Genomic DNA, 25,046 nt, shown 5'->3' with positions numbered 1-25,046 from the left:
CGCGTCTAGGCGCGGTCATCTTTGGGCGAGCCGATCACTACATAAGTTGTGATCGAATGCACCTGCGGCAGGGTGCCCAATTTCTCGGTGTGCAGCACTTTATAACTCGCGAGGTCTTTGGTTTCGACCCGCAGGAGGTATTCAATCGTTCCAGTCACATTGTGACATTCCCGCACTTCGGCGACCTTCGAAATCGAGCGCTCAAAGGCTTCCTGACTGGTCTTGGAGTGATCATTGAGGCCGACGCCAATATAGGCCGTGAACCCCGCGCCAATGGCCGTTTGATCTATGGTGGCCCGATAGCCCGTAATGACGCCCCGCCGTTCAAGGTCTTGGACGCGTCGCAAGCAGGCGCTGGGCGAAAGGCCGACTTTCTGTGCGAGGTCAAGATTGCTGATCCGACCATTCATAGAAAGTTCGCGCAATATCTTTTGGTTAATGGGGTTAGAATCTATCATATGTTGTGAACATTCTGTCATTTTTGCAAATTTAGCAATCACATGTCGCGTCTGATGTGCAATATCTTGCGAATGGATATAGAAAACATCAAACCCCTCATGGTCTTTGCCTTCGTTATGTCGGTGACACCTGGGCCGAATAACCTGATGCTGATGGCGTCTGGCGCGAATTTTGGCCTCCTGCGCACGGTGCCTCACATGCTTGGCGTTGGGTTTGGCTTTGTCTTCATGGCGGTTCTTCTGGGCATGGGACTGATGCAGGTCTTTGACGTTTTTCCCGAAATGTTGACAGTTTTTAAAGTTTTGGCAGCGGTCTATATGGCCTATTTGGCCTATAAAATCGCAACGGCCCGCCCCCCAAAGGAGCAGGCGGCAAAGGGCCACCCGATGCGCTTTTACCAAGCGGTTTTGTTTCAATGGGTGAACCCGAAGGCAATCGGCATGGCGATCTCTGCGATGTCGCTTTATGCGGCGGACCAGACTTTGGCATCTGTACTATTAGTAGGCCTCATATTTGGCTGCGTAAATCTGCCGTCCGTCAGTCTTTGGGCCGTGATGGGCGTGCAAATGCAAAAGGTATTAACCAACCCAACCCGTATGCGCGTGTTTAACGGCATCATGGCGTTCTTGCTTTTGTTATCGGTCATTCCGGTCTTGAGGGCCAACTTATAACTCAGCAGTTGGGCACGTTCACCGCGAGGCCACCAAGGGAGGTTTCTTTGTATTTCTCGTGCATATCTTCGCCCGTTTGACGCATGGTTTCGATAACGGAATCGAGCGGAACAAGGTGGTGCCCGTCGCCACGAAGGGCCAGAGAAGCCGCCGACACCGCTTTGATCGCGCCTAGTCCGTTGCGCTCGATGCATGGCACTTGAACGAGGCCCCTGATCGGATCGCAGGTCATGCCCAAATGATGTTCCAACGCGATTTCCGCGGCATTTTCGACTTGCTCGGGTGTACCCCCCATAGCTGCAGCAAGGCCCGCCGCCGCCATCGCTGCCGCCGAACCAACCTCGGCCTGACATCCGCATTCCGCGCCGGAAATTGAAGCGTTATGTTTGACCAGCCCGCCAATGGCCGCCGCTGTAAGGAGGAAGTCGGGAATCTGCGAGGGCGAAGCGTTGGGAACGAAATCGAGCCAGTAGCGCAATGTTGCGGGAAGCACGCCCGACGCGCCGTTGGTCGGGGCGGTCACGACTTGGCCGCCGGCGGCGTTTTCCTCATTTACTGCCATCGCAAAGCAACTCATCCAGTCGTTGATGGTATGCGGCGCACTTAGGTTGAGGCCGCGCTCCGCCAGCAAGCTTTCGTGGATCGCTTTGGCCCGTCGTCGTACCGACAAGCCACCGGGGAGGATGCCATCGGTGGCGAGGCCTCGGGTGATGCAATCGTTCATGACGTCCCAAAGGCGCAGGATGTCTTTGTCCAAATCCGCCGAGGTTTTACGCGCGTGTTCATTGGCGCGTTTTAGGTCGGCAATGGATTTGCCCGAAGCGCGGCACATATCGAGCATCTCGACGGCCGTTTGGAACGGGAAGGGGATCGGTTCGCCCGGATCGGTGTTTTTGCCCGCTGCAAGTTCGGCCTCGGTCATCACAAAGCCGCCGCCGACGGAGTAGTAAACATCGCGCAGAATGACGTCGCCTTGGGCGTCAGTGGCCATCAGGATCATGCCGTTCGCATGGCCCGAAAGCACAGTGTCGTAGTCGAATTTGAGGTCCGTCGTTGGGTCAAAAGCAAGCGGCAGGAGACCCTCGGTTGTTATGATTTTTGTCGCGTGAATTTGCGCCAAGGTTTCCTCGGCTTTTGCTGCATCATAGGCCTCAGGTGTGAAACCCGCGAGGCCGAGGATGGTGGCGCGATCAGTGGCGTGGCCTACTCCGGTGAAGGCGAGCGAACCGTGAAGGGAAGCCCGCAGGCCATGTGCCCTGAAGGGCGACCCCCGAAGGCGCTCAAGGAAATGCGCGGCGGCGACCATGGGGCCCATTGTATGGCTTGAGCTCGGGCCGATACCGATTTTAAACATGTCGAAAACGGAGAGAAACATCATGGCCTCGCGTGAAAAGTTTCCTATAGGAAACACGCGCGGGGGGAGGGTGCAAGGGTGCATGCGACACTGTTTGCGCTAAAGGCGGCGAAACCCGTGCATATTTTCGGCAATTGCCTCTCGCCGCGCCGCGTGAGGTTTTGTATAAACACCCCAACTTATGAGGAGTCGCACTATGTCTGGAGAACTTTCCCCTATCGATAAGGCCAAATTCGTCGCCGCCAAACGGGCCGTCGAATATGTCGAGGACGGGATGCGCGTTGGCATGGGCACGGGCTCAACTGCGGCATGGATGGTGCGGTGTTTGGGCGAGATGGTGCGTGAGGAGGGGCTGAATATTACGGCCGTTCCCACATCGACCCGCACCGCTGAATTGGCCCGCAGCGTGGGCATCAAAGTTGTGTCCTTGGACGAGGCCAAATGGCTGGACGTTACGATTGACGGCGCGGATGAATATGACGGTAACCTCAATTTGATCAAAGGCGGCGGTGGCGCCCTGTTGCAAGAAAAGATCGTGGCCACGGCGAGCGATCAGATGGTCGTTATTGCGGATATTTCCAAGCAAGTAGAGACCCTTGGCGCGTTTCCTTTGCCCGTTGAAGTGATCCCCTTTGGCTGGCAAACCAGCAAGGCGTTGATCGAAGAGACCCTTATTGGCCTTGATGTTTTGGGGCGCACGACCAGCCTTCGGATGAATGGCGATGCGGCCTTTTTGACCGATGAGGGGAACTATATTCTGGACCTCCATTTGCACCGGATCGGCAATGCACGTCAGATGAGTCTGGTGCTCAATCAGATCCCGGGTGTTGTGGAAAACGGGCTGTTTGTTGATATTTGTGACGTAGTTGTGATCGGCTATGGGGATGGAAAAGTCGAAGTGCGCGATATAAATAATGGAACAGTTGAGGAGTCCCGTCTTGATTTCGTCGAGAGTGACAACCTTTTTGCGGATCTAGAGGACTAAATTATGACATTCGACTTTGATCTATTCGTCATCGGTGGCGGAAGCGGAGGCGTGCGCGCCGCGAGACTTTCATCGACCGAAGGTGGCGCCCGCGTTGGTTTGGCCGAGGAATACCGTCTGGGGGGCACGTGTGTGATCCGTGGATGTGTTCCGAAAAAACTGATGGTTTACGCGAGTGAATACAAAGATCTTATGGTCGACGCCGCACATTATGGTTGGGACGTTTCGGTTGGCGATTTCGACTGGCATACGTTTCATCCGCATTTGACGCGCGAGTTGAACCGTCTTGAGGGGATTTACGGCTCGATTTTGGACAATAACAATGTTCAACGTTTTAATGCCCGCGCCGAACTTGTGGATGCGCATACGGTGAAATTATCGACGGGCGAACAATTTACAGCCAAGCATATTCTGGTGGCCGTTGGGGGCCGTCCCTTTACGCCCAAATTCTCTGGGTCCGAGCACACGATCACTTCGAATGAAATCTTCCTGTGGGACGATTTACCGAAGTCGGTTTTGATTGTTGGCGGTGGGTTTATTGCCTGCGAATTTGCCTGCATCCTTAAGGGGATGGGCGTCGAAGTCACGCAATATTATCGCGGCGAGCAAATCCTGCGGGGCTTTGATCGTGAGGCGACTGATGTGATCGCGAGCGAGATGATCACCAAGGGGATCGACCTACAGCTGGGCGAGAATGTGGAAAGCATCCTTAAGACCGAAACGGGCCTTCAGGTGACGTCAACTTGTGGTCAAGTGGTTGAATTTGATCAAGTTATCTACGCTACAGGGCGGGTGCCCAATACGACAGGTATGGGCCTTGAGGCAGCGGGCGTTGCGCTGGGCGGCAAGGGGGAAATCCTTGTTGATGACTATTCGCAAACCAATATTCCATCGATCTTTGCCGTGGGCGATGTGACCGACCGCATCAATCTTACCCCCGTCGCCATCCGCGAAGGCGCGGCGTTTGTGGATACGGTTTTCCATGGCAATCCAACCAAGCCTGACCACGATTTGGTGGCTTCGGCCGTCTTTACCCAGCCAGAGTTTGGTACCGTTGGCATGACCGAAGATGAGGCCGCGAAAACCGGTGCGGTTGAAGTCTACACCACGAGTTTCCGCCCCATGCAGACGCTTTTTGCGGGGCGTCAGAACAAAGCCTTTATGAAATTAATAGTTTCCGTTGAGACCCGAGTTGTTTTGGGCTGTCACATTGTGGGCCCGAGCGCGGGCGAAATGATCCAAATGGTCGGAATTGCAGTAAAAATGGGTGCGACGAAGGAAGATTTTGATCGCACATGTGCGGTGCATCCTGTCATGGCCGAAGAATTGGTGACAATGAAAACGCCAACACGCGTTGTTCCTGCCGCCTCTAAGGTGGCAATGCCTTGAAATTTCGGTTAGAAGCCGCATCTAAGTAAGTAGCATAGTTAATTCAGACGTTAGGAAGCTTTATGGCGGGAAATAATGGCGGCCCTTGGGGTGGCGGAGGCGGCGACGATGGTGGCGATAAAGATAATCGTCCCAATAACGGCGGTGGACGTAAACCCGGACAAGACGGACCCCAACTCCCCGAACTTGAGGAATTGGTAAAAAAGGGGCAAGAACAGCTTCGCGTTTTGATGGGTGGTCGCGGCGGCGGTGGTCGCAGCAATGGCGGCTCCGGTGGCGGCGAAGGTCAGGGACCTGCCCTCAACGGAACAACGATTGCAATTGGTGGCCTTGTGGCGCTGGGCCTTTGGGCTTTTGCATCGTTTTACACCGTCAAACCGGAAGAGCAGTCAGTAGAACTGTTCCTTGGTAAGTATTATTCAACCGGCGAGCCGGGCCTGAACTTTGCGCCCTGGCCCTTTGTGACCAAAGAAATCCTAACCGTTTCGCGCGAGCAAATCGTGGAAATCGGCACCGGAGCGCGCGATGGTCTGATGCTCACTGGCGATGAAAACATCGTCGACATCGACTTCCAAGTCGTTTGGAACATCAATGATCCCGCGAAATATCTGTTCAATCTACGCGACCCAGAGGCGACCATTTTGGCGGTGTCTGAATCGGCGATGCGCGAAGTTATTGCCCAATCTAACCTGTCACCGATTCTGAATAGGGATCGCGGGTTGATTGCCGACACGGTGAAAGCACTGGTTCAAGACACTTTGAATTCATACAATGCCGGCTTGAACGTCGTGCGGGTCAACTTCAAAAAGGCCGATCCGCCCAGCGAGGTTATCGAAGCATTCCGCGATGTTCAGGCCGCCTCGCAAGAGCGTGATAAGCTTGAGAAACAAGCGGATGCTTATGCCAACAAAGCTTTGGCGGGCGCGCGCGGGGAAGCTGCACAGGTTCTCGAAGAATCCGAAGCATATCGTGCACAGGTCGTAAACCAAGCCGAGGGTGAAGCCAGCCGGTTCCTCTCGATTCTGGCAGAATTCCGCAAGGCGCCTGAAGTTACGCGCAAACGTCTTTATCTTGAGACAATGGAGCGTGTTTTGGGCCGTGTAGACAAAGTTATTATCGACGGCGACTCTGCGGGGCAGGGTGTTGTGCCTTATCTTCCGCTCAACGAGTTACGTAAAACCGGAGGGACAGAATAATGAAAAAGACAGCATATATTCTACCAGTCGTCGTAGCAGCCGTCGTTCTTGGGTTCATGTCCATGTTTATCGTGGATGAAAAAGAAAAGGCGCTTGTCCTTCAGTTTGGTCAGGTTAAAGCCGTCAAGGAAGAACCGGGTCTCGCGTTTAAAATTCCGTTTATTCAAGAGGTTGTCTACTATGATGACCGTATCTTGAGCCGGGATGTCGAAGCCTTGGAAGTCACGCCGTTGGATGATCGCCGGTTGATCGTTGACGCCTTTGCGCGGTATCGGATCACAGACGTGGAACGGTTCCGTCGGGCTGTTGGTGCGGGTGGTGAACGGGCTGGTGAAGCGCGTTTGGATTCAATCCTTGTTTCAATAATTCGCGAAGTCTTGGGGGGCGTAACGTCTAACGATATTCTCTCTGCGGATCGGATTGCGTTAATGTCGGAAATTCGTGCCGGTGCCGTTTTCGAAGCTCAAACCTTGGGGCTTGAGGTGGTTGATGTACGTTTGAAACGCACAGATTTACCGCAAGCAAACCAAGGGGCAACTTTTGATCGGATGCGCGCAGAACGGGAACGTGAAGCGACCGACGAGCGTGCGCGCGGGAATGAGGCGGCACAACGTGTGCGGGCTCTCGCAGATCGTACCGTGGTTGAATTGGTTTCGGATGCGAGACGCCAGTCCGAGATTATTCGCGGTGAAGCCGATGCCAAACGCAACGGAATTTTTGCGACGGCCTATGGGTCGGACCAAGATTTCTTTGAATTCTATCGCTCGCTAACGGCGTATGAACGTGCTTTCCAAGCGGGAAATTCTTCGATGGTGTTGTCACCTGACAGTGAGTTTTTCAAATTCATGCGGTCGTCCACCGGTGAAGTTCCCGCGAAATAAGGGCGCTATAGATCTCAATTTTAGGGCCCATGTTTCGCGACATGGGCCTTTTTTGTTGGCGGAAGCGAGGCTTTCTCGTGGCGGGAGATTTCGTACCCGTCCCTTGAAAAAAAATGAATCGGCCACACTTTCAAATCAATGGTAACATTGCAGTCACGTTCATTTGTGAGTTCGCGATTTGATTTTGGGTTGCAAGTCCGCGCGCAGAGTTAAAGTAATTGCAAGGAATACGGCAACAAAGTGCTGGATGCAGTGTCGCCGCAGGATGATGTGTAAAATAGGAGCTTAAAGTGAAATCTTTGGCAGTTTCAATTGATCGAGACGTAGAACAGAAATCAAACATGGTGAGAGCGGCCTTGTTCGCAACATTGGCTTTGGTTCTGTTTCTCGCACAGAGCATGGTCGCGTTCGCACGCGGTGCGCCCGAAAGTTTTGCGGATCTCGCAGAATCCATTAGCCCGTCCGTGGTGAACATAACAACCTCAACGACCATTGCGCGCGCCACTCAACCGGGTCCTGTCGTGCCGGAAGGCTCCCCGTTTGAGGATTACTTTCGCGACTTTTTGGATCGTCGTGAAGGGGGCGGGGATCAACCTCAGCGCAGCCAAGCTTTGGGATCGGGTTTTGTGATTTCCGAGGATGGTTTTATCGTCACGAACAATCACGTGATTGACGGGGCGGACGAAATCATGATCGAATTTTTCACGGGTGAGGAATATCCCGCCCGTTTAATTGGCCGTGATCCCAATACGGACATTGCGCTTCTGAAGGTTGAGAGTGACACACCATTACCATTTGTGGTTTTTGGCGACAGTGACAATGCACGTGTCGGTGACTGGGTCATGGCCGTTGGCAATCCGTTGGGACAGGGTTTTTCGGTTTCCGCAGGGATTATTTCAGCGCGCAACCGGGCGCTTTCTGGTAGCTATGACGATTATATCCAGACCGACGCGGCGATTAACCGTGGCAACTCTGGTGGTCCCTTGTTCAATATGGACGGCGATGTTGTGGGCGTGAATACGGCCATTCTGTCGCCCAATGGCGGCTCCATCGGGATTGGTTTTTCGATGTCATCGGCGGTTGTCAGCAAAGTTGTAAATCAGTTGCAAGAGTTCGGTGAAACCCGTCGTGGATGGCTGGGTGTGCGCATTCAGGACATCGATTCTGACGTGGCCGAGGCACTTGGACTTCCTGACGCGACGGGTGCTTTGGTGACGGATGTTCCAGAGGGTCCTTCGGCTGATGCTGGTGTCAAAGCTGGAGACGTGATTACATCTTTCGATGGTGTCGAGGTTGAGGATACCCGTGCATTGGTGCGCCGCGTTGGAGAAACGGAAGTTGGTAAAGCGGTTGATATGGAAGTGTTCCGTGAGGGTGAAGCAAAGACGCTCACGATCACTTTGGGACGTCGCGAAACTGCGGAAGGAAATGGCGATACTGTCGTGCCGTCCCCTGAGGCTCAAGATCCCGTTGAGATGGAAATTCTTGGCGTTACTTTGACTGAGCTTACGGATGAGGTGCGCGAGGCACTTGAATTGCCAAGCAGCGTCAATGGTTTGCTCGTGAAAGGCATCGACGAAACCAGTGAAGCCTTTGAAAAAGGTTTGCGGGCGGGGGATGTGATCTCGGAGGCAGGCCAGCAAGCCGTGAATTCGCTTCAAGACCTTGAAGACCAAATTGAAGATGCCAAAGATGCAGGGCGCAAATCCTTGCTTCTTCTTGTGCGTCGTGACGGTGAGCCGCGCTATATGGCGGTTAACTTGTCATAATTTTCGGATCACTAGGGTCTGATCTTGGGGCGTCGCATGAAAATGCGGCGCCTTTTTCAGTCTAGGATGTAGTTTGACAAGCCAAGTTGCTGGCCCGCTTCGAGTGAGACGATAGAGCTGTTGAGGCCCTGAATTTCTTGGTATTTTCGAACGGCTTGGCGGGTCGGCGAATCCATTTCACCGTTGATTGGTCCCGCGTAATACCCGCGCACGCTTAAGGCGCGTTGAAGGTTGAGGATGAAATCCTCGCCGATAGTCTCCGAGCAGGGTGTCTCAAACCAGATTTCATCCCGCTGGCGGGTGATCTCTTGGCGGGTTTCGACGCGATAGATCGCAGGTTTCGTGATCGTTCCGCTCGCATCGACCTCTTCGGGTTCAACGAGAAATTTCTCGGTGGTTGTTTGGATGGTTGCAGGCGTTTCGTCGCGCGCCCAACAGCTTCCCTCGCGGGCATTTGGCGGAGCGCTGGCTTGGCTGACAGCTAGCTCGGGCTCACTCAGGCTCGCCACGTGGACGCCCTTGTCAACGCAAGCGGACAGGCCAAACGCCGCACTCAAAAGCACGGCGGTCGCACGAAAATACCCGAGTTTCGGGTTGGTCATATTGATTTTGCTCATTCTGCTCTTCTCTGCGGCGGATCTTTTGCCCACCTGCAGGAGCAATCTTAGCGTGGTTTGAGCGACGCGAGAACCCGTGTCGACTTGGTTTGTGGCGCAGGTTGCACCGTTGCATCAGCGCGCAGCAGATCGTCGAGCATATAAGAGATGTCCTCCACCACTTCGGCGACCACATGAATGACGGTATTTTCCCGCTGAATACGCCCCGTTACCCGCAGCAAACGCCCCGCCACCACCGCGCGACGATAGCGTTCGTAGATATTCTGCCAGACCACGATATTGGAAACGCCCGTCTCGTCTTCCAGCGTTAAAAAAATCACGCCTTTGGCGGTTCCGGGCCGTTGGCGCACCAAAACAAGCCCCGCAACAGCCACCCGCGCCCCCGCAGGCGGCTCCTCTAGACGCGCGTGCGGCAAGCAGGCCGGAGGGCGCGGCCATGTATTGGGTTGAAAATGGGGGGCGGGGTTAAATATCTGCATGAGAACAAATATAGAACATTTGTAAAATTTAACAAGTGTTCGTGAGCCAGCGGCAAAAGAGGGTGGCGCAGGGCAGGCACCTTAGATATTCACGTCCCCAACTGTTAAAGGAAAAGATACATGGCCAAAATAACATACATCGAGCACAACGGCAAAAAACACGAAGTGGAGGTGGCCAATGGGCTATCTGTCATGGAAGGCGCGCGCGACAATAACATTCCCGGAATCGAAGCCGATTGCGGCGGCGCTTGTGCCTGTTCCACATGCCACGTTTACGTGGACGAAGCATGGTTAGAAAAAATCCCAGGCAAAGACGCGATGGAAGAAGACATGTTGGATTTCGCCTTTCAGCCAAACCCCACGACCTCCCGCCTGACCTGTCAGATCAAAGTGACGGACGCTTTGGACGGGCTTGTGGTGCAAATGCCAGAAAAACAAATCTAATGGTCAGGGGCGCGCTCTTTGCACTGGCTTTTGTGGCGACACCTGCTTCGGCGGATGTAATCACCAAAGCCGAATATAGCGCCCCAACACAGCGCTATGATCACGGTATTCTTGGGGATTCCACGGAATACGGCGCGCTTGTTCTAACGATGTCTTCGGGCAAAAAAATGCGCCTCACTTTGCCCGAGGACCACGTGTTCGAAGATATCGCGCCCCGACTCGTGGATGTCGATAACGACGGTGCGCCCGAAGTTGTGGTTATTGAAACCGATAAGCATAAGGGGGCTGCTTTGGCCATTTATGACGCGTCGGGCAAAGTGGCCGAAACGCCGCATATCGGTCGCACGCACCGTTGGCTTGCCCCCATTGGCGGTGCTGATTTAGATGGGGATGGCCTCGTTGAACTGGCCTATATCGACCGCCCCCATTTGGCGCGAGTGCTTACGATCTGGCGCTTCCAAGATGGCGCATTGCATCCCGTTGCGACGCGCGAAGGTCTTACCAACCACAGCATCGGCCAAGACTATATTTCAGGTGGCATTCGCGACTGTGGCGATGGTCCCGAGATGATTACAACGACGAGTGATTGGTCGCAAATTGTAGCTTCGACTTTGGTGGGTGGCCGCATCGAAAGCCATGTATTGGGCCCGAATTCGGGCGCCAATTCTTTTTCAAATGCAATGAACTGCCGCGATTAACTAAAGCGCGCGATACCCAATATCGCGGCGGCAGAACCCTTCTGGCCAATCAATCTGATCCACCATTTTATAGGCCCGTTCCTGCGCTTCTTTGAGACTGGCCCCGCGAGCGGTGACGTTCAACACACGTCCGCCATTGGCCGTAATTTTGCCGTCAATCTCTTTGGTTCCCGCATGGAAGGTCATGTTCATGCTGTCTTCGTTCAGGGATTTGAGGTCGCGAATTTCGGACCCTTTTGCATAGGCATTCGGATAGCCATTGGCAGCCAAAACCACCGTCAAAGCGTGATCGTCGGCCCAGTTGACCTGTGCTTTGTCGAGTTCACCGCGCGCACAGGCGAGCAATAAATCGAGAGCTTGAGCCCCCAAGCGCATCATTAAAACCTGACATTCAGGATCGCCAAAGCGGGCATTGTATTCCACGAGACGCGGCTGACCATTTTCAATCATAAAGCCCGCGTAAAGCACCCCCTGATAGGGCATGCCACGTTTTGCCATTTCGGCGACTGTGGGCTTGATGATCTCGTCCATGGCTTTTTGCGTCACAGCGTCGGTCATTACGGGCGCGGGAGAATAGGCGCCCATGCCACCGGTGTTGGGGCCTGTGTCGCCTTCGCCCACGCGCTTGTGGTCTTGGGCCGTGCCTATGGGCAAAACATTTTCGCCATCGCAAAGGATAAACCAGCTGGCTTCCTCGCCCATCATAAATTCCTCAATCACAACTTCCGCACCTGCCGCGCCAAACTCGCCTCCGAACATGTCGTCAATGGCGGCAAGGGCCTCAGCTTCGGTCATGGCAACGATGACGCCTTTTCCTGCGGCCAAACCGTCGGCTTTGACCACGATTGGTGCGCCTTGTTCTCGAATATATGATTTCGCGGCCTCGGCTTCGGTGAAATGCGCATAGGCCGCAGTAGGGGCGCCGGAGGCCGCGCAGATTTCCTTGGTGAAGTTTTTTGACGCTTCAAGTTGCGCCGCTTTTGCCGAGGGGCCAAAACACAAAATTCCCGCATTGCGCAGATCGTCGGCAACGCCAAGGGCAAGCGGTGCTTCGGGGCCGATTACCACGAAATCAATCGCGTTTTCCTCAGCAAATGTCACGACTTCGACGCCGTCACAGGGATCAATGGCAGCGCATTCCGCCATTTGTGCGATGCCCGCATTTCCGGGCGCAACGATCAACCGATCACACTTGGGGTTTTGTTTTATCGCCCATGCCAGTGCATGCTCGCGCCCACCGCTGCCTAAAATCAAAATGTTCATTGCGTCCCCCGCTTGGCCTTTGTTACGGGGCGTTCTAAGGTGCCTCACACCAAGAAACAAGCGAGCAGACATGTCCGACCTTATTGACGACCCCGAACCCGGCCAAAACGCCCCAGAATTCAGCGTAACCGAGATTTCGGGCGCCATAAAACGCACGATAGAGGGCGAATTTTCCCGTGTACGTGTGCGGGGCGAAGTGGGGCGGGTGAGTCGGCCTCGGTCGGGGCATATTTATCTCGACCTAAAAGACGATCGATCTGTTTTGTCTGGAATTATCTGGAAGGGCGTTTCCGCCAAGCTTGCAACCCAGCCTGAGGAAGGCATGGAGGTTGTTGCGACGGGCAAACTCACCACGTTTGGCGGGCAATCCAAGTATCAAATGGTGATCGAAGACATCGCCCCCGCCGGTATGGGCGCGTTGATGGCGATGTTGGAAAAGCGCAAAGCGCTGCTTATGGCGGAAGGGCTTTTTGATCAAGGGCGCAAGCGCGAGTTGCCGTATTTACCAGAGGTGATCGGGGTTATCACCTCACCTTCAGGGGCGGTTATTCGCGATATTCTGCATCGTTTACGCGACCGTTTCCCGCGCAAAGTTCTGATTTGGCCGGTCGCGGTGCAGGGCGCGAAATGTGCGCCTGAAGTTGTGGCCGCGATCGAAGGTTTCAATGCTATGACGCGGGGCGGGGCGATTCCCCGTCCTGACCTCATAATTGTCGCACGGGGCGGGGGCTCGATTGAGGACCTCTGGGGCTTCAATGAGGAGGCCGTCGCACGGGCCGCCGCCGCCAGTGAAATTCCGTTGATTTCGGCCGTAGGGCATGAAACCGACACAACATTGATCGATTTTGCCTCCGACAAACGCGCGCCGACACCAACGGCGGCGGCGGAACTTGCGGTGCCAGTGCGCATGGAGCTTTTGGCGCATATCGATGCTCAAGGCGGGCGGCTTTTGCGGGCAATCAGCCAAGGTGTTTCCCAGCGGAGGCAACGTTTGGCGGATGTGTCCCGCGCGCTCCCACGGCCAGAAAGTTTGCTCGAAAACGCAAGCCAGAGATTGGATCGTGCAAGTTTACAATTGGGGCCCAATCTAACCAAAGCTGTTCAATCTAAACGTTTGAAATTGCAGCAGGTATCCGCTCCACTTCAACCTGCTGTTCTGCGCAGCCAGATCAAAAGCGCACAAGATCGACTGGCGCGCTGGAGCCTTGGGCTTGCCCCTAGCCTTGCCCGTGGAACATCGCACAAACGGCAGGGGTTTGATAAGGTGGCCGTGCGCTTGCGGCCGGAAAATATTGAGCGCGAGATCCTGCGCAAGAAAGATCGCTTAGAGGGCGTTTCCAAACGATTTGTCGCGCTTGCTCGTACGCAAACCGATGCGCGGCGTGAGCGTCTCGACGGATATGAGCGGATGCGGCAAAGCCTAGGATATACTGAGACGCTTAAGCGGGGCTATGCCGTCGTGAGGGGCGAGGATGGAACCCTTGTGACCACTGTGACTGCGGCAAAATCCGCAGGGGTTTTGGAGGTTCAATTCCAAGATGGGCGCATGTCTACGGGGGCTGTTTCTTCCACGCCGAAGTCTGAATCGACTCTCCAAAAAGCCAAAAAGAAAACCAATCCGCCGGGCGGGCAAGGGACTTTATTTTAGCACCCTTTAAACGCCGACGTCCGGCCCCTTGCAATACAGCGGGGTGGAACTGCGCGCGGTTTCATAAAGCTCGTCAGATGTGGGCGCATTTTCATAATGCGCAATCAAACCGTTGCTCCCCACTGAAAACGACCAACATTGCGGCACCGTCGGCCCATCGTAAATAAAGCATATTTCGTCATTTTGCGCGAACCAAGTACCGTCCTGGCATTCCCCATCATTGAACGACCAGCGCACGTGATTGTCCGGTAAATACTCCTCGACTCCAAACACTTGCCCGTTTTTTGAATAGGTCAACGTCTTGCCCGTTACGTAGGCTGAAAAGCTTTTTTCCCCAAGAGTTTCTAAATCCAAAACATCCGTCGCAAGGGCGTGTTTTGGAATAGAAACAAGAGCTAGTATGGCAAGGGTGCGCAACAACATTCAATTCACCAGTTTGGTAATCGGATGCGCGAACTATGCCAGAAAATACTGAAGGGCTCCAGAAATATTCAATTTGATTACAATCGTAGTTAATCCGGGCCGATGCGAAACAAAGCACAACGTTTCCGAAGTGTTTTGTGTCGCTTTTGTTGTGGTGCGTGCCCAATCGAACCTTATGATGAGGCAATAATATGGGAGAACGGTGTGGACCAAAAAACAGGCGTGTGGAAGTCCGCTAAGGGCAAGGGGCGCACGACGCCCAAGGGCCGTCAATTGGACGATGCTGCTTTGAGCGAGGTTCGGACACTTTTGGCAGATGTGCCGCGTCGCCGCGATCTGCTGATTGAATTTCTACATCTTATTCAAGACGCGTATGGCCATCTTTCTGCCCCTCATTTGCGGGCGTTGGCCGAGGAAATGCGCGTTTCAATGGCGGAGATTCAAGAGGTCGCGAGTTTTTACGCGCATTTTGATGTTGTGCGTGAAGGAGAGGCCGTTCCGCCTGCGCTGACAATTCGAGTTTGCGACTCGCTGTCTTGTGAAATGGAGGGCGCGCAGCAATTGATGAGCGCCCTGAAGGCAGGAAGCGATCCCGCTTCTGTGCGGATTTTGCGCGCGCCCTGTATGGGCCGTTGTGACATGGCACCGGTTGCCGAGGTCGGGCATAATCACATTGATCATGCGACGCCCGAGAAGGTTTTGGCGGCTGTGGCTGCGCGTGATGTCCACACAAAAATTCCCGAATATGAAGATTATGGCGCCTATGTTTCAGGCGGTGGATATCGCGTTTTGCATGCGTTGCGTGAAAATGGTGACCCAGAGGCGACGGCGGAAACCGTTTTTGAATCTGGGTTGCGTGGCCTTGGAGGCGCGGGCTTTCCGTCAGGCAAGAAGTGGGGGTTTGTCTTCGCGGAAACGGGGACCAAGTATTTGGCTGTGAATGGCGACGAAGGGGAGCCTGGAACGTTTAAGGACCGTGTGCACCTAGAAGCCGAACCGCATCTTTTTCTAGAAGGTATGTTGATCGCCGCATGGAGCATTGGCGCGGAAAAAGCCTTTATTTATCTGCGGGATGAGTATCCTGCGGCGTGCGAAATCCTGAAGCGGGAAATCGCAAAACTTGTCGAGCAGAAGATTGTTCAAGAGGGTTATATTGACCTTCGCCGCGGCGCTGGCGCCTATATCTGTGGTGAAGAAAGCGCGATGATCGAGAGCATTGAGGGCAAGCGCGGATTGCCACGCCATCGTCCGCCATTTGTTGCGCAGGTCGGGATTTTTAACCGTCCAACATTGGTTCACAACGTGGAAACCCTCGCTTGGGTGGCGCGTATTCTGCGCGAAGGGCCGGAGGTTTTTTCGGGGGTTGAGCATAACGGGCGGGTTGGGCTGCGCAACTACTCCGTTTCGGGGCGGGTCGCTAAACCGGGTGTCTACCTTTTGCCTGCAGGATCGACCGTAACCGATATTATTTCTGCGGCGGGCGGCATGAAACAAGGCCACATTTTCCACGCGTATCAACCCGGCGGGCCGTCGTCGGGGTTGCTTCCTGCACACTTAAACGACGTTCCACTTGATTTTGACACGCTTCAGCCACACGGAACGTTTATCGGATCGGCCGCCGTTGTTATTCTCTCGGATCAAGATCGCCCTAGGGACGCCGCGCTCAATATGTTGCGGTTTTTTGAGGATGAAAGTTGTGGGCAATGCACGCCGTGTCGCGTTGGCTGTGAGAAAGCCGTGAAGTTGATGCAGGCGGATCATTGGGATCAACCATTGCTAGAAGAACTCTGCCAAACGATGGTCGATGCGTCGATCTGTGGTTTGGGCCAAGCCGCGCCAAATCCGATCCGACTTGTGATGAAGCATTTCCCCGACGAAATTTAGCGTTTCACGGACGTAAAAAAGGTGAAGAACGTGTGATTTCGCTGCTCCCCTCTTTCATAGGGCGGGGCAATGGCTTAGGTGAAGAGGATCACCAAGAGGCCGCTCAATGTCGTTTTTTAAAAAGCTCAAGAACCGTCTGGTAAAATCTTCGTCAAAACTTGACGAGGGTTTGGATGCAATCGTCGCCGAAACCGTTGAGGCACAGCCCGAAGTGGTCGCTTCCCCAGAAGTGCAGCCCTCAAGCCCCCAAGAGGTTGCAGCACCAAAAATCGAAGAAGTCGTCGTGAGCGCGCCGGCCAAACCAAGTCTTATGGGGCGTATTCTTGGACGCGAAAGCGAAAAGAATATACCGCGCCGTGAACTTGATGACGAGATGCTTGAGCGGTTGGAAGAATTGCTGATATCGGCGGATATGGGGGTCGATACGGCCCTGCGTGTGACGGCGAATATGGCCGAAGGGCGCTTTGGCAAAAAGCTTTCAAGTGCCGAGATAAAATCGCTTTTGGCGGATGAAATTACCCGCATCATGGAGCCCGTGGCCAAGCCGCTACCGATTTATACCAAAAAACCACAGGTCGTTTTGGTTGTTGGGGTAAATGGCTCTGGCAAAACCACGACCATTGGAAAATTAGCGAGCCAATTCAAAGCGGCGGGCATGAATGTTGTCATCGCTGCGGGTGACACATTTCGCGCGGCGGCCGTGGAGCAATTGCAGGTTTGGGGCGAGCGTGCAGGCGTGCCCGTTTTGACGGCACCAGAGGGAAGTGACCCCGCGAGCCTTGCGTTCGATGCTATGACCAAAGCAGAGGCCGATGGGGCCGATCTGTTGTTGATTGATACCGCTGGGCGTTTGCAAAACCGTGCGGATCTCATGGAAGAACTGGCGAAAATTGTGCGGGTTATTCAGAAGAAAGACCCAACAGCGCCCCATAATACGCTCCTCGTCCTTGACGCAACGACAGGGCAAAACGCGTTAAACCAAGTGGGGGTTTTTCAACAACTCGCCGATGTTTCGGGACTTGTGATGACAAAACTGGACGGCACGGCAAAAGGCGGTGTTCTTGTTGCTTTGGCTGATAAATTCGGGTTGCCGATCCATGCAATCGGTGTCGGAGAGCAAATCGACGATCTTGCCGCATTTGACCCCGAGGAGTTTGCCCGTGCCCTAACTGGGGCGGATATTTAGGTTGACTGAATGGCTTATTTCCCTTGAGGGAACCGAAATGGGGCATAGGGTTGCCCTTGGTTTGGCCCTTTTGGCTGCCGTTTTACATGCTATTTTCGGTGCGCTTCAAAAGGGTGAGCACGATCCGTGGCTTTCGCGTGGGGCGATTGATTTTAACTACGGCGTGATGGCTGCTCCCTTTGCATTGTTTGTCGTTCCGTGGCCTGAGCCACACATGTGGCCCATTTTTTTCGGCATGTTTGTTATCCATATTGGGTATAAGGCCATGCAGGCGCAAACCTATGTTTTGGGTGCTTATACAGTGGTTTACCCGGTGGTGCGCGGGATGGGGCCGCTGTTTACGGTTCTTGGGGCGGGGCTGGTGTTTGGTGAACATTTCGCGTTCGGTCAGTGGATCGGTGTAGTGGTTTTGTTATGCGGGATTTTTGGGTTGGGGCTCTACAATCTGATGTATCTAGAGACCAATCGCGAGACCCTGAAAGCGGCGCTATTGATGGCGACCGGCACCGGAATGTTTGTCGCGCTTTACACGACCTACGACGCCTATGGAATTCGCGCAACGGCCAACCCATTCACCTTTCTCGCGTGGTTTTTCTTTATTGATAGCCTTGCGATCCCGCCCTATGCTGCGTGGCGTTATTCAAAAATGCAGGTGAAACCGCGTTTGAAGCCTTTGATGAAACGCGGAATATTGGGGGCATTTGTCGCCTTTTTTAGCTTTGGGTCGATCATGATGGCGACGCGGCTTGATAGTGTCGGCGAGGCTGCCGTCTTGCGCGAGACGTCAACAGTATTTGCCGCCCTTATCGGCTGGCTGGTGCTAGGGGAAAAGGTTGGGCCGCGACGGCTCATTCTTATGTCATTGATTGCCGTTGGTGCAGTCATTGTTGAAATGAACGGTTAGGAAGAATGATGACGGAAAAAACGGTAAACCCCTTTGTAAAGCTAGGCTTGGAGCTTGGTCCAGTCGTCCTGTTCTTCGTTTTCTATGGCCGCATCAAGGATGAATTCTTCACAATTGGCGGCGTGGAATACGCTGGGTTCATTGTTGCAACGGCGCTTTTCATTCCCCTGATTTTGGCTTCAACGGCAATTTTGTGGTGGCTGACAGGCAAGCTGTCAAAAATGCAGCTAATGACAGCCGTTTTGATCGTGGTTTTCGGTGGAATGTCCGTTTATTTCAACGACGAACGCTTTTTCAAAATGAAGCCCACCATGATCTATCTTTTGTTCGGCGGTATTCTCGGGATCGGCCTTTTACAGGGCAAAAGCTACCTTCGTTCGGTCATGGAAGAAGTCCTTCCTATGCAGGATGAAGGCTGGATGATCCTCACGAAACGGCTGACTGCCTTCTTTGCTGCGCTCGCAATTACGAATGAATTTGTCTGGCGCACGATGAGCACGGACGCGTGGGTGAATTTTAAAACCTTCGGCCTCACGGCTGCTGTATTCGTGTTTTTTATGTTTCAAAACAAACTCATGCAGACCTACGCGGTAACGGTCGAAGATCAAGATACATGACGGTCGCCCTAGGCCTACGCCTAGGGTTTTTTCTTGAAGAGAAGGTCGTGGGATTTTTTGTCACTTTGAAGATTTGACCGCTTTTCAGCGGCCAATGCCCGACCTTTGATGACGCCTTTACGCGCGCTGACTTGGTCCAGCCAACGGGCGAAATGTGGTTTGTCTTCTAGGGTTTGTTGCTGGCCTTCCCAAAGGCTGGCCCAGCCCCAAATCGACATATCAGCGATGGAATAGAAGTCGCCAGCAACATATTCGTTCTCTGCAAGACGCCGATCCAAGACGCCATAAAGACGTGCGGTTTCATTGCGATACCGGTCTTTCGCATAGGGCAGATCATTTGGCGGTTCCATTGCGGGCGCGTATTTTAAAAAATGATGCGCTTGCCCTGCCATGGGGCCAAGGCCGCCCATTTGCCACATAAGCCATTCGGTTACAGCGATTTTTTCACGCGGAGTCTCGCCCCCGAACTGTCCGGTTTTCTGAGCAAGATATTGCAGAATTGCCCCACTTTCAAAGATCGAAATGGGCGCACCATCGGGCCCGTCAGGATCGATAATCGCGGGCATCCGGTTATTTGGGGCAATTTTAAGGAAGTCGGGTGCGAATTGATCGCCTGCACCAATATTAATCAGATGAAGTTTGTAGGGCAGGTCCATCTCTTCGAGAGCGATTGAAATTTTCCAACCATTTGGGGTCGGCCAGTAATATAGGTCTATTGGGATTGTCATCATTCGCTCCTTATCCTCGGAGCAATGATCATCTTTTGGGACTAGATAGCAAGGGGGCGCGGGTAAAGAGACGAGACCATCGACGGGATTGCGAACGCGCGCAAGCCGCGGATAAATCGGATATTGATAGACTGTCTGGCGCGTGGAGAAATTGGCGATAGAGTGGAAACATTCCAGGTCGAAGGTAGGTTGACCAATGACAGATACGCCGGAGCGGAGGCGCAATCGGAAACCCTTGGCGTCTCAAAGCGGCAAGGGTGTTTGCACAGTCAAGTTGAAGGTCCAGCCAATTCGCGCGGGCAGGGGAGAGGCCATGCCCCAAGCTACGAGAAAAGGGGCGATGCGGTGCAATGGCCGTTTCAATCAGTAAATCGTAGAGATCATTTTCGCGACTGGTAATGTTTAGAACTTCGCAACTTTTGCCCGCTGGAGTCTGCATCGCAATTTGGGCCACGGAACTTAGCTCAGCCCCAGCCATTAAGACAATACGGTTTAGGGCGTTTTCCGGGAGTTTCGCAAGCGCAGCCAAGAGAACACGCGCTCCAAGGGAATGTGCCATCACGTTGATTTTGCGGTTGGGGGCAAGATGGTGCAGAGTAGTAATCACAGCAGCCAACGTATCTGCCGCAGGGATCGCTTGCTTGTAAGCTTGCCAAATTGTGCCGCGCGCATGCCACCCAAAGGCGATGCACTGCCCCTCTTCCTTTGTCGCTCTGCCAAATCCGAGGTGATGGGGCCAAGAGATACAGGTTCGTTTTTCATGACGCGGTCTTAACGCAAAAATCTGGGCATGCGGATCATGCTTCTCTTCAAATGGCGAATATCGAAAACCATGCAGCATAATCGTTATGGGGCCCGTTGATGGGCCTTTGAGCATGTTCTCGACAGATTTGCACGCCGTTGCGCACACTGGGTCAGCCGCTCCAAACGGAGCGTTTATTCGCAAAACGGGCATAGCGTCCTCGCGTCGTGGTCTATCATTGGGATAAATCCACTGTATATCAGGAGCATGAATTTCTCGTTACGACTGCGTGACGGGCTTGACGAAAGCGCCGCAGGCCCCTATTCAGGCGTCCTGTGGCGATTTGTTCTCCTGATTGCGGGCCACGTTAAATATGCCGCTAAAGAGGTCTGGGACGTACCCCCTCGCTTCTTTTTGCGCAGGGGGTTTTTTTGTGTTTTCACGTAAGTGGAGACAGGCACAAAGGGTTGAGACAATGACTAAAGACTGGAACGCGCGCACGAAAATGGTTCATGCTGGAAGCCGCCGCAGCCAATACGGTGAAGTTTCCGAGTCGATTTTTATGACCCAAGGCTTCGTTTACGACTCAGCCGAGGCCGCCGAGGCCCGCTTTGTAGAGGTCGGAGATGACGAGTTTATTTACGCACGATATGGCAATCCGACCGTTCGGATGTTTGAGGATCGTATCTCCGCCATCGAGGGTGCAGAGGACGCATTTGCAACGGCAAGTGGTATGGCGGCCGTAAACGGCGCATTGATGTCTATTCTCAAATCTGGCGATCACGTGGTGAGTTCGCGGGCGCTTTTTGGCTCCTGTCTCTATATTCTCGAGGAAGTTTTGCGTCGTTTCGGGGTGGAAGTGACCTTCGTTGATGGTGCGGATTTAGCGCAATGGCGTGCCGCTGTGCGGAAAGACACTACCGTCGTGTTCCTTGAATCCGTGAGCAATCCGACCCTAGAAGTCGTAGATCTTAAATCTGTTGCCGAGATTGCCCATGCCGTTGGGGCGACCGTCATCGTGGATAATGTTTTTGCGACGCCTGTGTTCTCTCGCGCCATTGAATTCGGCGCGGATGTCGTCGTGTATTCTGCGACTAAGCATATTGACGGCCAGGGCCGATGCCTTGGTGGTGTTGTGCTTGGGAAAAAGGAATATGTCCGCGGCCCACTAGAAACGTACCTAAAACACACTGGCGGTTCGATGAGTCCTTTTAACGCTTGGGTTATGCTCAAAGGGTTGGAGACTTTGGATTTGCGGGTCCGCGCACAGGCTCATTCCGCAGAGGTAATCGCCGAGGCCTTAGAAGGGCACGAAAAACTGGAGCGCGTATTGTTCCCGTTTTTAGACAGCCATCCCCATCAAGCGATTGCCAAAGCGCAGTTTGAGAAGTGCGGCACAGTCCTTTCTATTGATCTTAAAGGCGGGAAAGATGCCGCGTTCAAATTCCTGAACGCGTTGGAAATTTGCATTATTTCCAATAACCTAGGTGATGCAAAAAGCATTGTGACGCATCCGGCGACCACAACCCACCAACGTCTTCCTGACGATCAAAAGGTGCTTTTGGGAATTTCCCCAGGTTTGGTGCGTGTCAGTATCGGCATTGAAGATACCAATGACTTGCTGTCCGATATTTTGAACGCACTGGATGCCGTTTAGGCCGCAATTTTTGTCGGCATAGGGTTGGAACTCTTGGGTAAAGCCGCGTAACGTTGCTTTACCTGAAGGGGGGGGAAGGAATGAATACGGACATGCAAAAAACGCTTTTATCGCGCGATCAAGCGAAGGCTGCGCTCGAGACCTTAAGGGAATGGGCCGCACATGTATCGCCAGTAGAAGTGGCCGAATTGGACCCCGCGATTGGACGGCTTCTTCCAGAGAGGGCGTTGGAGAATTACCCAGCGCTTGCAAGAGCTTATCCAGAGGAGTTCACAACGGATGACGCGTATCGTGCGACTCTCCCTGATCTACAGAACGGCCCTGAAAGCCTCATTCGCGGCTCTCGGCGCCCCATTCAACACGTGGGAATTTCGAATTTTCGTCTCCCCATCCGCTTTCAGGCACGCGCAGGCGGCGATCTGGCTCTAGAGACCTCCGTGACAGGCACGGTCAGCCTAGAGGCTGGTAAAAAAGGCATCAACATGTCGCGCATCATGCGCACGTTTTACAAATACGCGGAAAGTGTCTTCAGTTTTGACGTTATTGAAGCCGCTCTCGCGGATTACAAAACCGATCTTGAGAGTTTTGACGCGCGCATTCAAATGGCGTTTTCTTTTCCTGTAAAGAACAAGAGTTTGCGGTCAGGGCTGGCAGGTTATCAGTATTACAATATAGCATTAGAGTTGGTCGAGACCGCCGGTAAAGTTGTGAAAATCATACATTTGGACTATGTCTACTCGTCCACTTGCCCCTGTTCGCTTGAACTATCCGAACATGCGCGCCAAACACGCCACCAATTAGCTACCCCACATTCACAGCGGTCCGTCGCCCGTATCTCCGTTTTGCTTAACTCTGAAAAACCACGTCTTTGGTTTGAGGATTTGATTGATTTGTGCCGTGTTGCGGTGCCGACGGAAACCCAAGTGATGGTGAAGCGAGAAGATGAGCAGGCCTTTGCCGAACTCAACGCGGCAAACCCGATTTTTGTCGAAGATGCCGCGCGTCTGTTTAGTGAGCAACTTCAGAATGATGAACGCATTTTGGACTATAGAATCGTCGCGAGCCACCAGGAAAGTCTACACAGCCATGATGCTGTGAGTGTTCTGACAGAAGGGCAAACGTTCGAGGCCCAAAGCTTCGATCCGAAACTGTTTTCGACGTTATTCCACGTTGGCTGATGACACAGGCCCAGAAAAGAAAAAGGGCGCAGCCAAAGTTTTGGGTGCGCCCTAAGTTATTGAATTTTATCCTTTAGTTCCAGCATCGCACCAAGACGGTCATGTCAGACGCGCGTGCCGTTAGGTCCACTGGGTGGAGCGCTCCGCCTTCTGAGGACGTCGTCGAGGCGATGCCGTTGTCAGCCAAAATCTTGAGGATCGCATTCGCTGAGGTCGAGAAACTTACGTTTTCCGGCAAAGCGCGGCCGTCCTTAACTTCGGTTGAGCGCAACATGCCGATGACCGTTCCGCCTGCATTAACTACAGGGCCCCCTGCGTCGCCCAATAGGGACACTAGATCTAGCCGCTGGGTGTTCACCTCTCCGTCAAGGCCACGAACGTCTGCTAATGCGCCGAACGTCATTGTCGGAGCCCCCAGAGCGCCCTCGTAAGAATAACCAGAGACGGCGACTTCCGATTTCAAACGGGGGGAGGCATTGGCGAAAGTCGCGAAGCCAAGCGGTGCTAGTTTTTTCTCAGGTTTCAAAATGGAAATGCCGAGAGCCGGGTCAGTGAAGATAACGTCAGCAAGTGTTAGGTCATCCAATGTCAGTTTCGCGCAGGTTCCCGCAAACTCGCTCGTGGTCAAGACTGTGCCTGTTGCGTCCAGATAGAAACCAGAGCGCGACAGGATTGGTTGACGAATTTGGAGGCCAGACAGAAGGTCAATCTTCTGCTCGTTTTGATCTGTACCAGCGAAGTCATCAAGCGCCGTGTCACCCAATGATAGGAGGCTCGTCATCATCACACCGATGATGCGGTTCATATTTGCCTTGTCGCCAGCAGGCCAAACGAGGGTGAAGCCCTTAATTGTGCCGTTTTCCAAGGCAGCATAGGTATAGGAGTTGATTTTTGCATTGTTGCCTCGCAAAACAAAGCTCGCATCCTTGCGCTCGCGCTCTCCTGTTAAAGGAACAATTTCAAGAGTTTGCATGATTTCATACAGGCCAAACAACGTCGCCTGATCGCCCTTTTGCGAGATCAGAGAAACGGAAACGCCACTGTCGCCTTTTGGCAGGAAGTGAACGAAAGGCGCGGTATAGCTGTCAAATTCGACCAAATCCATTGGCAGATCTATAGAAATTCCCGCTTTGGGGTCGCTATAGTTTTCCATCCCTGCATTTGTGAACACTTCGTTGAATTTCGCGCGTAATTCGCCGCGTTGGTATGTCGTCAGGATACCCGTCGTGTCATAGCCCATCGCCGCTTGATATTCGGCCATCGCACGCCGCGTTCCGGCACCAAAGGAGCCGTCAATGGCACTGGTGTAAAAGCCTTCCCATTGCATGGCTTCTTGAAGTTCCATTTTTTCTTCTCGTGACAGGGCGTTTTCGTTTGCGCGCGCCTGACCCGGGGTTTCGTCCGGAAGGGTGATGATTTGGCCTACGGGCTCGGTCGGAGTTAGTTCGGTGCTTGTAGTGGGTTCAACGGTTGTCGTGGGTTGAGTAAGGGAGTTGCCTCCAAGGGGCCAAAACTGTTGTTGATAGCCGCGGCTGTCTGCCAAATAACTGTCCCTCGGGATCAAATTTTCCTGCTTCAATCTTTCAAGTTCCTGCGCCGCAGTCGCTGCCGAAAACGGGCCGATCGAAATTACATACCAGCCAGAGCTGACACGAAACCCGCCCACATTCGGATAGGCACCTGAAAAGGCGCGCACACGTGTCTGTGCCTCGTTCAGGGTCGGGTGGGCTTCAATCTGAATCCATGTATTTTCTTGGGCCTGTGCCTGATTTGGGGCCGCGAGAAAAACAAGAAGGGTCGAAATAAGAAATATTGAAATGGCTGTAACCAGTGGCCGGGCATGAGTCATGGCGGTCGGGTTTCCCTTTGGTGGA

General features: G+C 53.6%; 24 protein-coding genes and 1 riboswitch. Of the genes, 15 read left to right on the top strand and 9 right to left on the bottom strand.

All coding sequences use genetic code 11. From position 1 onward, the window contains the following. Positions 1–5 precede the first annotated feature (5 nt). Complete coding sequence (locus AB9F27_RS06725) at positions 6–458, bottom strand: Lrp/AsnC family transcriptional regulator (RefSeq protein ID WP_335585831.1); 453 nt, start codon at positions 456–458, stop codon at positions 6–8. Between the two features lie 72 nt (positions 459–530). Between AB9F27_RS06725 and AB9F27_RS06720 the strand changes: the two genes are divergently transcribed. Further along, positions 531–1,130 (top strand): LysE family translocator, encoded by a 600-nt coding sequence (locus tag AB9F27_RS06720; RefSeq protein ID WP_335585830.1) that lies wholly within the window; start codon positions 531–533, stop codon positions 1,128–1,130. Between the two features lies 1 nt (position 1,131). Here AB9F27_RS06720 and AB9F27_RS06715 read toward each other — a convergent pair whose 3' ends face one another. Then, positions 1,132–2,505 (bottom strand): L-serine ammonia-lyase, encoded by a 1,374-nt coding sequence (locus AB9F27_RS06715; protein ID WP_335585846.1) that lies wholly within the window; start codon positions 2,503–2,505, stop codon positions 1,132–1,134. Positions 2,506–2,680: 175 nt separating this feature from the next. Here AB9F27_RS06715 and rpiA point away from each other — a divergent pair, with 175 nt between their 5' ends. The 5 genes from rpiA to AB9F27_RS06690 all read left to right on the top strand — a co-directional run bounded on the left by rpiA (position 2,681) and on the right by AB9F27_RS06690 (position 8,704). Continuing rightward, entirely contained in the window at positions 2,681–3,469 is a 789-nt protein-coding gene (gene rpiA, locus AB9F27_RS06710; protein WP_039002597.1) for a ribose-5-phosphate isomerase RpiA, read from the top strand. Between the two features lie 3 nt (positions 3,470–3,472). Continuing rightward, positions 3,473–4,858, top strand: a complete 1,386-nt coding sequence (gene gor, locus AB9F27_RS06705; protein WP_335585829.1) for a glutathione-disulfide reductase — start codon at positions 3,473–3,475, stop codon at positions 4,856–4,858. Positions 4,859–4,920: 62 nt separating this feature from the next. Further along, on the top strand, positions 4,921–6,054 hold the full coding sequence (gene hflK / locus AB9F27_RS06700) for an FtsH protease activity modulator HflK (protein ID WP_335585828.1): 1,134 nt from the start codon (positions 4,921–4,923) through the stop codon (positions 6,052–6,054). Further along, positions 6,054–6,935, top strand: a complete 882-nt coding sequence (locus tag AB9F27_RS06695) for a protease modulator HflC (RefSeq protein WP_335585827.1) — start codon at positions 6,054–6,056, stop codon at positions 6,933–6,935. Before hflK ends, AB9F27_RS06695 begins: the two co-directional genes overlap by 1 nt. A gap of 341 nt (positions 6,936–7,276) precedes the next feature. Beyond that, positions 7,277–8,704: a DegQ family serine endoprotease gene (locus AB9F27_RS06690; RefSeq protein ID WP_335585845.1), complete on the top strand. Its 1,428-nt coding sequence runs from the start codon at positions 7,277–7,279 to the stop codon at positions 8,702–8,704. 56 nt (positions 8,705–8,760) lie between these two features. Here AB9F27_RS06690 and AB9F27_RS06685 read toward each other — a convergent pair whose 3' ends face one another. Together AB9F27_RS06685 and AB9F27_RS06680 are read right to left on the bottom strand one after the other, a co-directional pair. Further along, on the bottom strand, positions 8,761–9,321 hold the full coding sequence (locus AB9F27_RS06685; protein WP_335585826.1) for a peptidoglycan-binding domain-containing protein: 561 nt from the start codon (positions 9,319–9,321) through the stop codon (positions 8,761–8,763). A gap of 47 nt (positions 9,322–9,368) precedes the next feature. Beyond that, positions 9,369–9,800: an OB-fold nucleic acid binding domain-containing protein gene (locus AB9F27_RS06680; protein WP_335585825.1), complete on the bottom strand. Its 432-nt coding sequence runs from the start codon at positions 9,798–9,800 to the stop codon at positions 9,369–9,371. Between the two features lie 120 nt (positions 9,801–9,920). On the opposite strand from AB9F27_RS06680, the gene AB9F27_RS06675 reads away from it, so the two are divergent. Both AB9F27_RS06675 and AB9F27_RS06670 read left to right on the top strand, forming a co-directional pair. Beyond that, positions 9,921–10,244, top strand: coding sequence for a 2Fe-2S iron-sulfur cluster-binding protein (locus AB9F27_RS06675; RefSeq protein ID WP_039002592.1), 324 nt, complete (start codon positions 9,921–9,923; stop codon positions 10,242–10,244). Further along, entirely contained in the window at positions 10,244–10,942 is a 699-nt protein-coding gene (locus AB9F27_RS06670) for an FG-GAP repeat domain-containing protein (RefSeq protein ID WP_369757621.1), read from the top strand. The genes AB9F27_RS06675 and AB9F27_RS06670 overlap by 1 nt, the downstream gene beginning before the upstream one ends. On the opposite strand, the gene purD is transcribed toward AB9F27_RS06670, so the two are convergent. Then, entirely contained in the window at positions 10,943–12,205 is a 1,263-nt protein-coding gene (gene purD / locus AB9F27_RS06665; RefSeq protein WP_335585823.1) for a phosphoribosylamine--glycine ligase, read from the bottom strand. Positions 12,206–12,275: 70 nt separating this feature from the next. Between purD and xseA the strand changes: the two genes are divergently transcribed. Further along, positions 12,276–13,853 (top strand): exodeoxyribonuclease VII large subunit, encoded by a 1,578-nt coding sequence (xseA, locus tag AB9F27_RS06660; RefSeq protein WP_335585822.1) that lies wholly within the window; start codon positions 12,276–12,278, stop codon positions 13,851–13,853. Positions 13,854–13,859: 6 nt separating this feature from the next. On the opposite strand, the gene AB9F27_RS06655 is transcribed toward xseA, so the two are convergent. Beyond that, positions 13,860–14,276 carry a hypothetical protein gene (locus AB9F27_RS06655; RefSeq protein ID WP_335585821.1) on the bottom strand — a complete coding sequence of 139 codons (417 nt, stop codon included), beginning with the start codon at positions 14,274–14,276 and terminating at the stop codon, positions 13,860–13,862. 204 nt (positions 14,277–14,480) lie between these two features. Between AB9F27_RS06655 and AB9F27_RS06650 the strand changes: the two genes are divergently transcribed. From AB9F27_RS06650 to AB9F27_RS06635, 4 genes are all read left to right on the top strand, one after another. Next, the gene (locus tag AB9F27_RS06650; protein ID WP_335585820.1) at positions 14,481–16,160 is read left to right on the top strand and encodes an NAD(P)H-dependent oxidoreductase subunit E; all 1,680 of its coding nucleotides are present in this window, start codon (positions 14,481–14,483) and stop codon (positions 16,158–16,160) included. Between the two features lie 106 nt (positions 16,161–16,266). Beyond that, entirely contained in the window at positions 16,267–17,346 is a 1,080-nt protein-coding gene (gene ftsY / locus AB9F27_RS06645; protein WP_335585819.1) for a signal recognition particle-docking protein FtsY, read from the top strand. A gap of 1 nt (position 17,347) precedes the next feature. Then, positions 17,348–18,250, top strand: a complete 903-nt coding sequence (locus tag AB9F27_RS06640) for an EamA family transporter (RefSeq protein ID WP_039002585.1) — start codon at positions 17,348–17,350, stop codon at positions 18,248–18,250. A gap of 8 nt (positions 18,251–18,258) precedes the next feature. Continuing rightward, the gene (locus tag AB9F27_RS06635; RefSeq protein ID WP_039002584.1) at positions 18,259–18,867 is read left to right on the top strand and encodes an inner membrane-spanning protein YciB; all 609 of its coding nucleotides are present in this window, start codon (positions 18,259–18,261) and stop codon (positions 18,865–18,867) included. A gap of 20 nt (positions 18,868–18,887) precedes the next feature. On the opposite strand, the gene AB9F27_RS06630 is transcribed toward AB9F27_RS06635, so the two are convergent. Both AB9F27_RS06630 and AB9F27_RS06625 read right to left on the bottom strand, forming a co-directional pair. Next, complete coding sequence (locus tag AB9F27_RS06630; RefSeq protein WP_335585818.1) at positions 18,888–19,595, bottom strand: glutathione S-transferase N-terminal domain-containing protein; 708 nt, start codon at positions 19,593–19,595, stop codon at positions 18,888–18,890. A 28-nt stretch (positions 19,596–19,623) separates the two neighbouring features. Then, on the bottom strand, positions 19,624–20,550 hold the full coding sequence (locus AB9F27_RS06625) for an alpha/beta fold hydrolase (protein ID WP_335585817.1): 927 nt from the start codon (positions 20,548–20,550) through the stop codon (positions 19,624–19,626). 112 nt (positions 20,551–20,662) lie between these two features. Beyond that, a riboswitch (SAM riboswitch) is annotated at positions 20,663–20,741 on the top strand. A 71-nt stretch (positions 20,742–20,812) separates the two neighbouring features. On the opposite strand from AB9F27_RS06625, the gene metZ reads away from it, so the two are divergent. Both metZ and folE2 read left to right on the top strand, forming a co-directional pair. Continuing rightward, positions 20,813–21,994: an O-succinylhomoserine sulfhydrylase gene (gene metZ / locus AB9F27_RS06620; protein WP_335585816.1), complete on the top strand. Its 1,182-nt coding sequence runs from the start codon at positions 20,813–20,815 to the stop codon at positions 21,992–21,994. Between the two features lie 80 nt (positions 21,995–22,074). After that, positions 22,075–23,172 carry a GTP cyclohydrolase FolE2 gene (gene folE2 / locus AB9F27_RS06615; protein ID WP_335585815.1) on the top strand — a complete coding sequence of 366 codons (1,098 nt, stop codon included), beginning with the start codon at positions 22,075–22,077 and terminating at the stop codon, positions 23,170–23,172. Positions 23,173–23,245: 73 nt separating this feature from the next. Here the strand turns inward: folE2 and AB9F27_RS06610 are convergent, their stop codons facing one another. After that, entirely contained in the window at positions 23,246–25,021 is a 1,776-nt protein-coding gene (locus AB9F27_RS06610; RefSeq protein ID WP_335585814.1) for a trypsin-like peptidase domain-containing protein, read from the bottom strand. Positions 25,022–25,046 lie beyond the last annotated feature (25 nt).

The organism is Falsihalocynthiibacter sp. CO-5D18 (assembly GCF_041205445.1).
GTDB classification, from domain to species: Bacteria; Pseudomonadota; Alphaproteobacteria; order Rhodobacterales; family Rhodobacteraceae; genus Falsihalocynthiibacter; species Falsihalocynthiibacter arcticus.
Note: the sequence above shows the minus strand (reverse complement) of the source record. Positions and strands in the feature narration are given on the sequence as shown.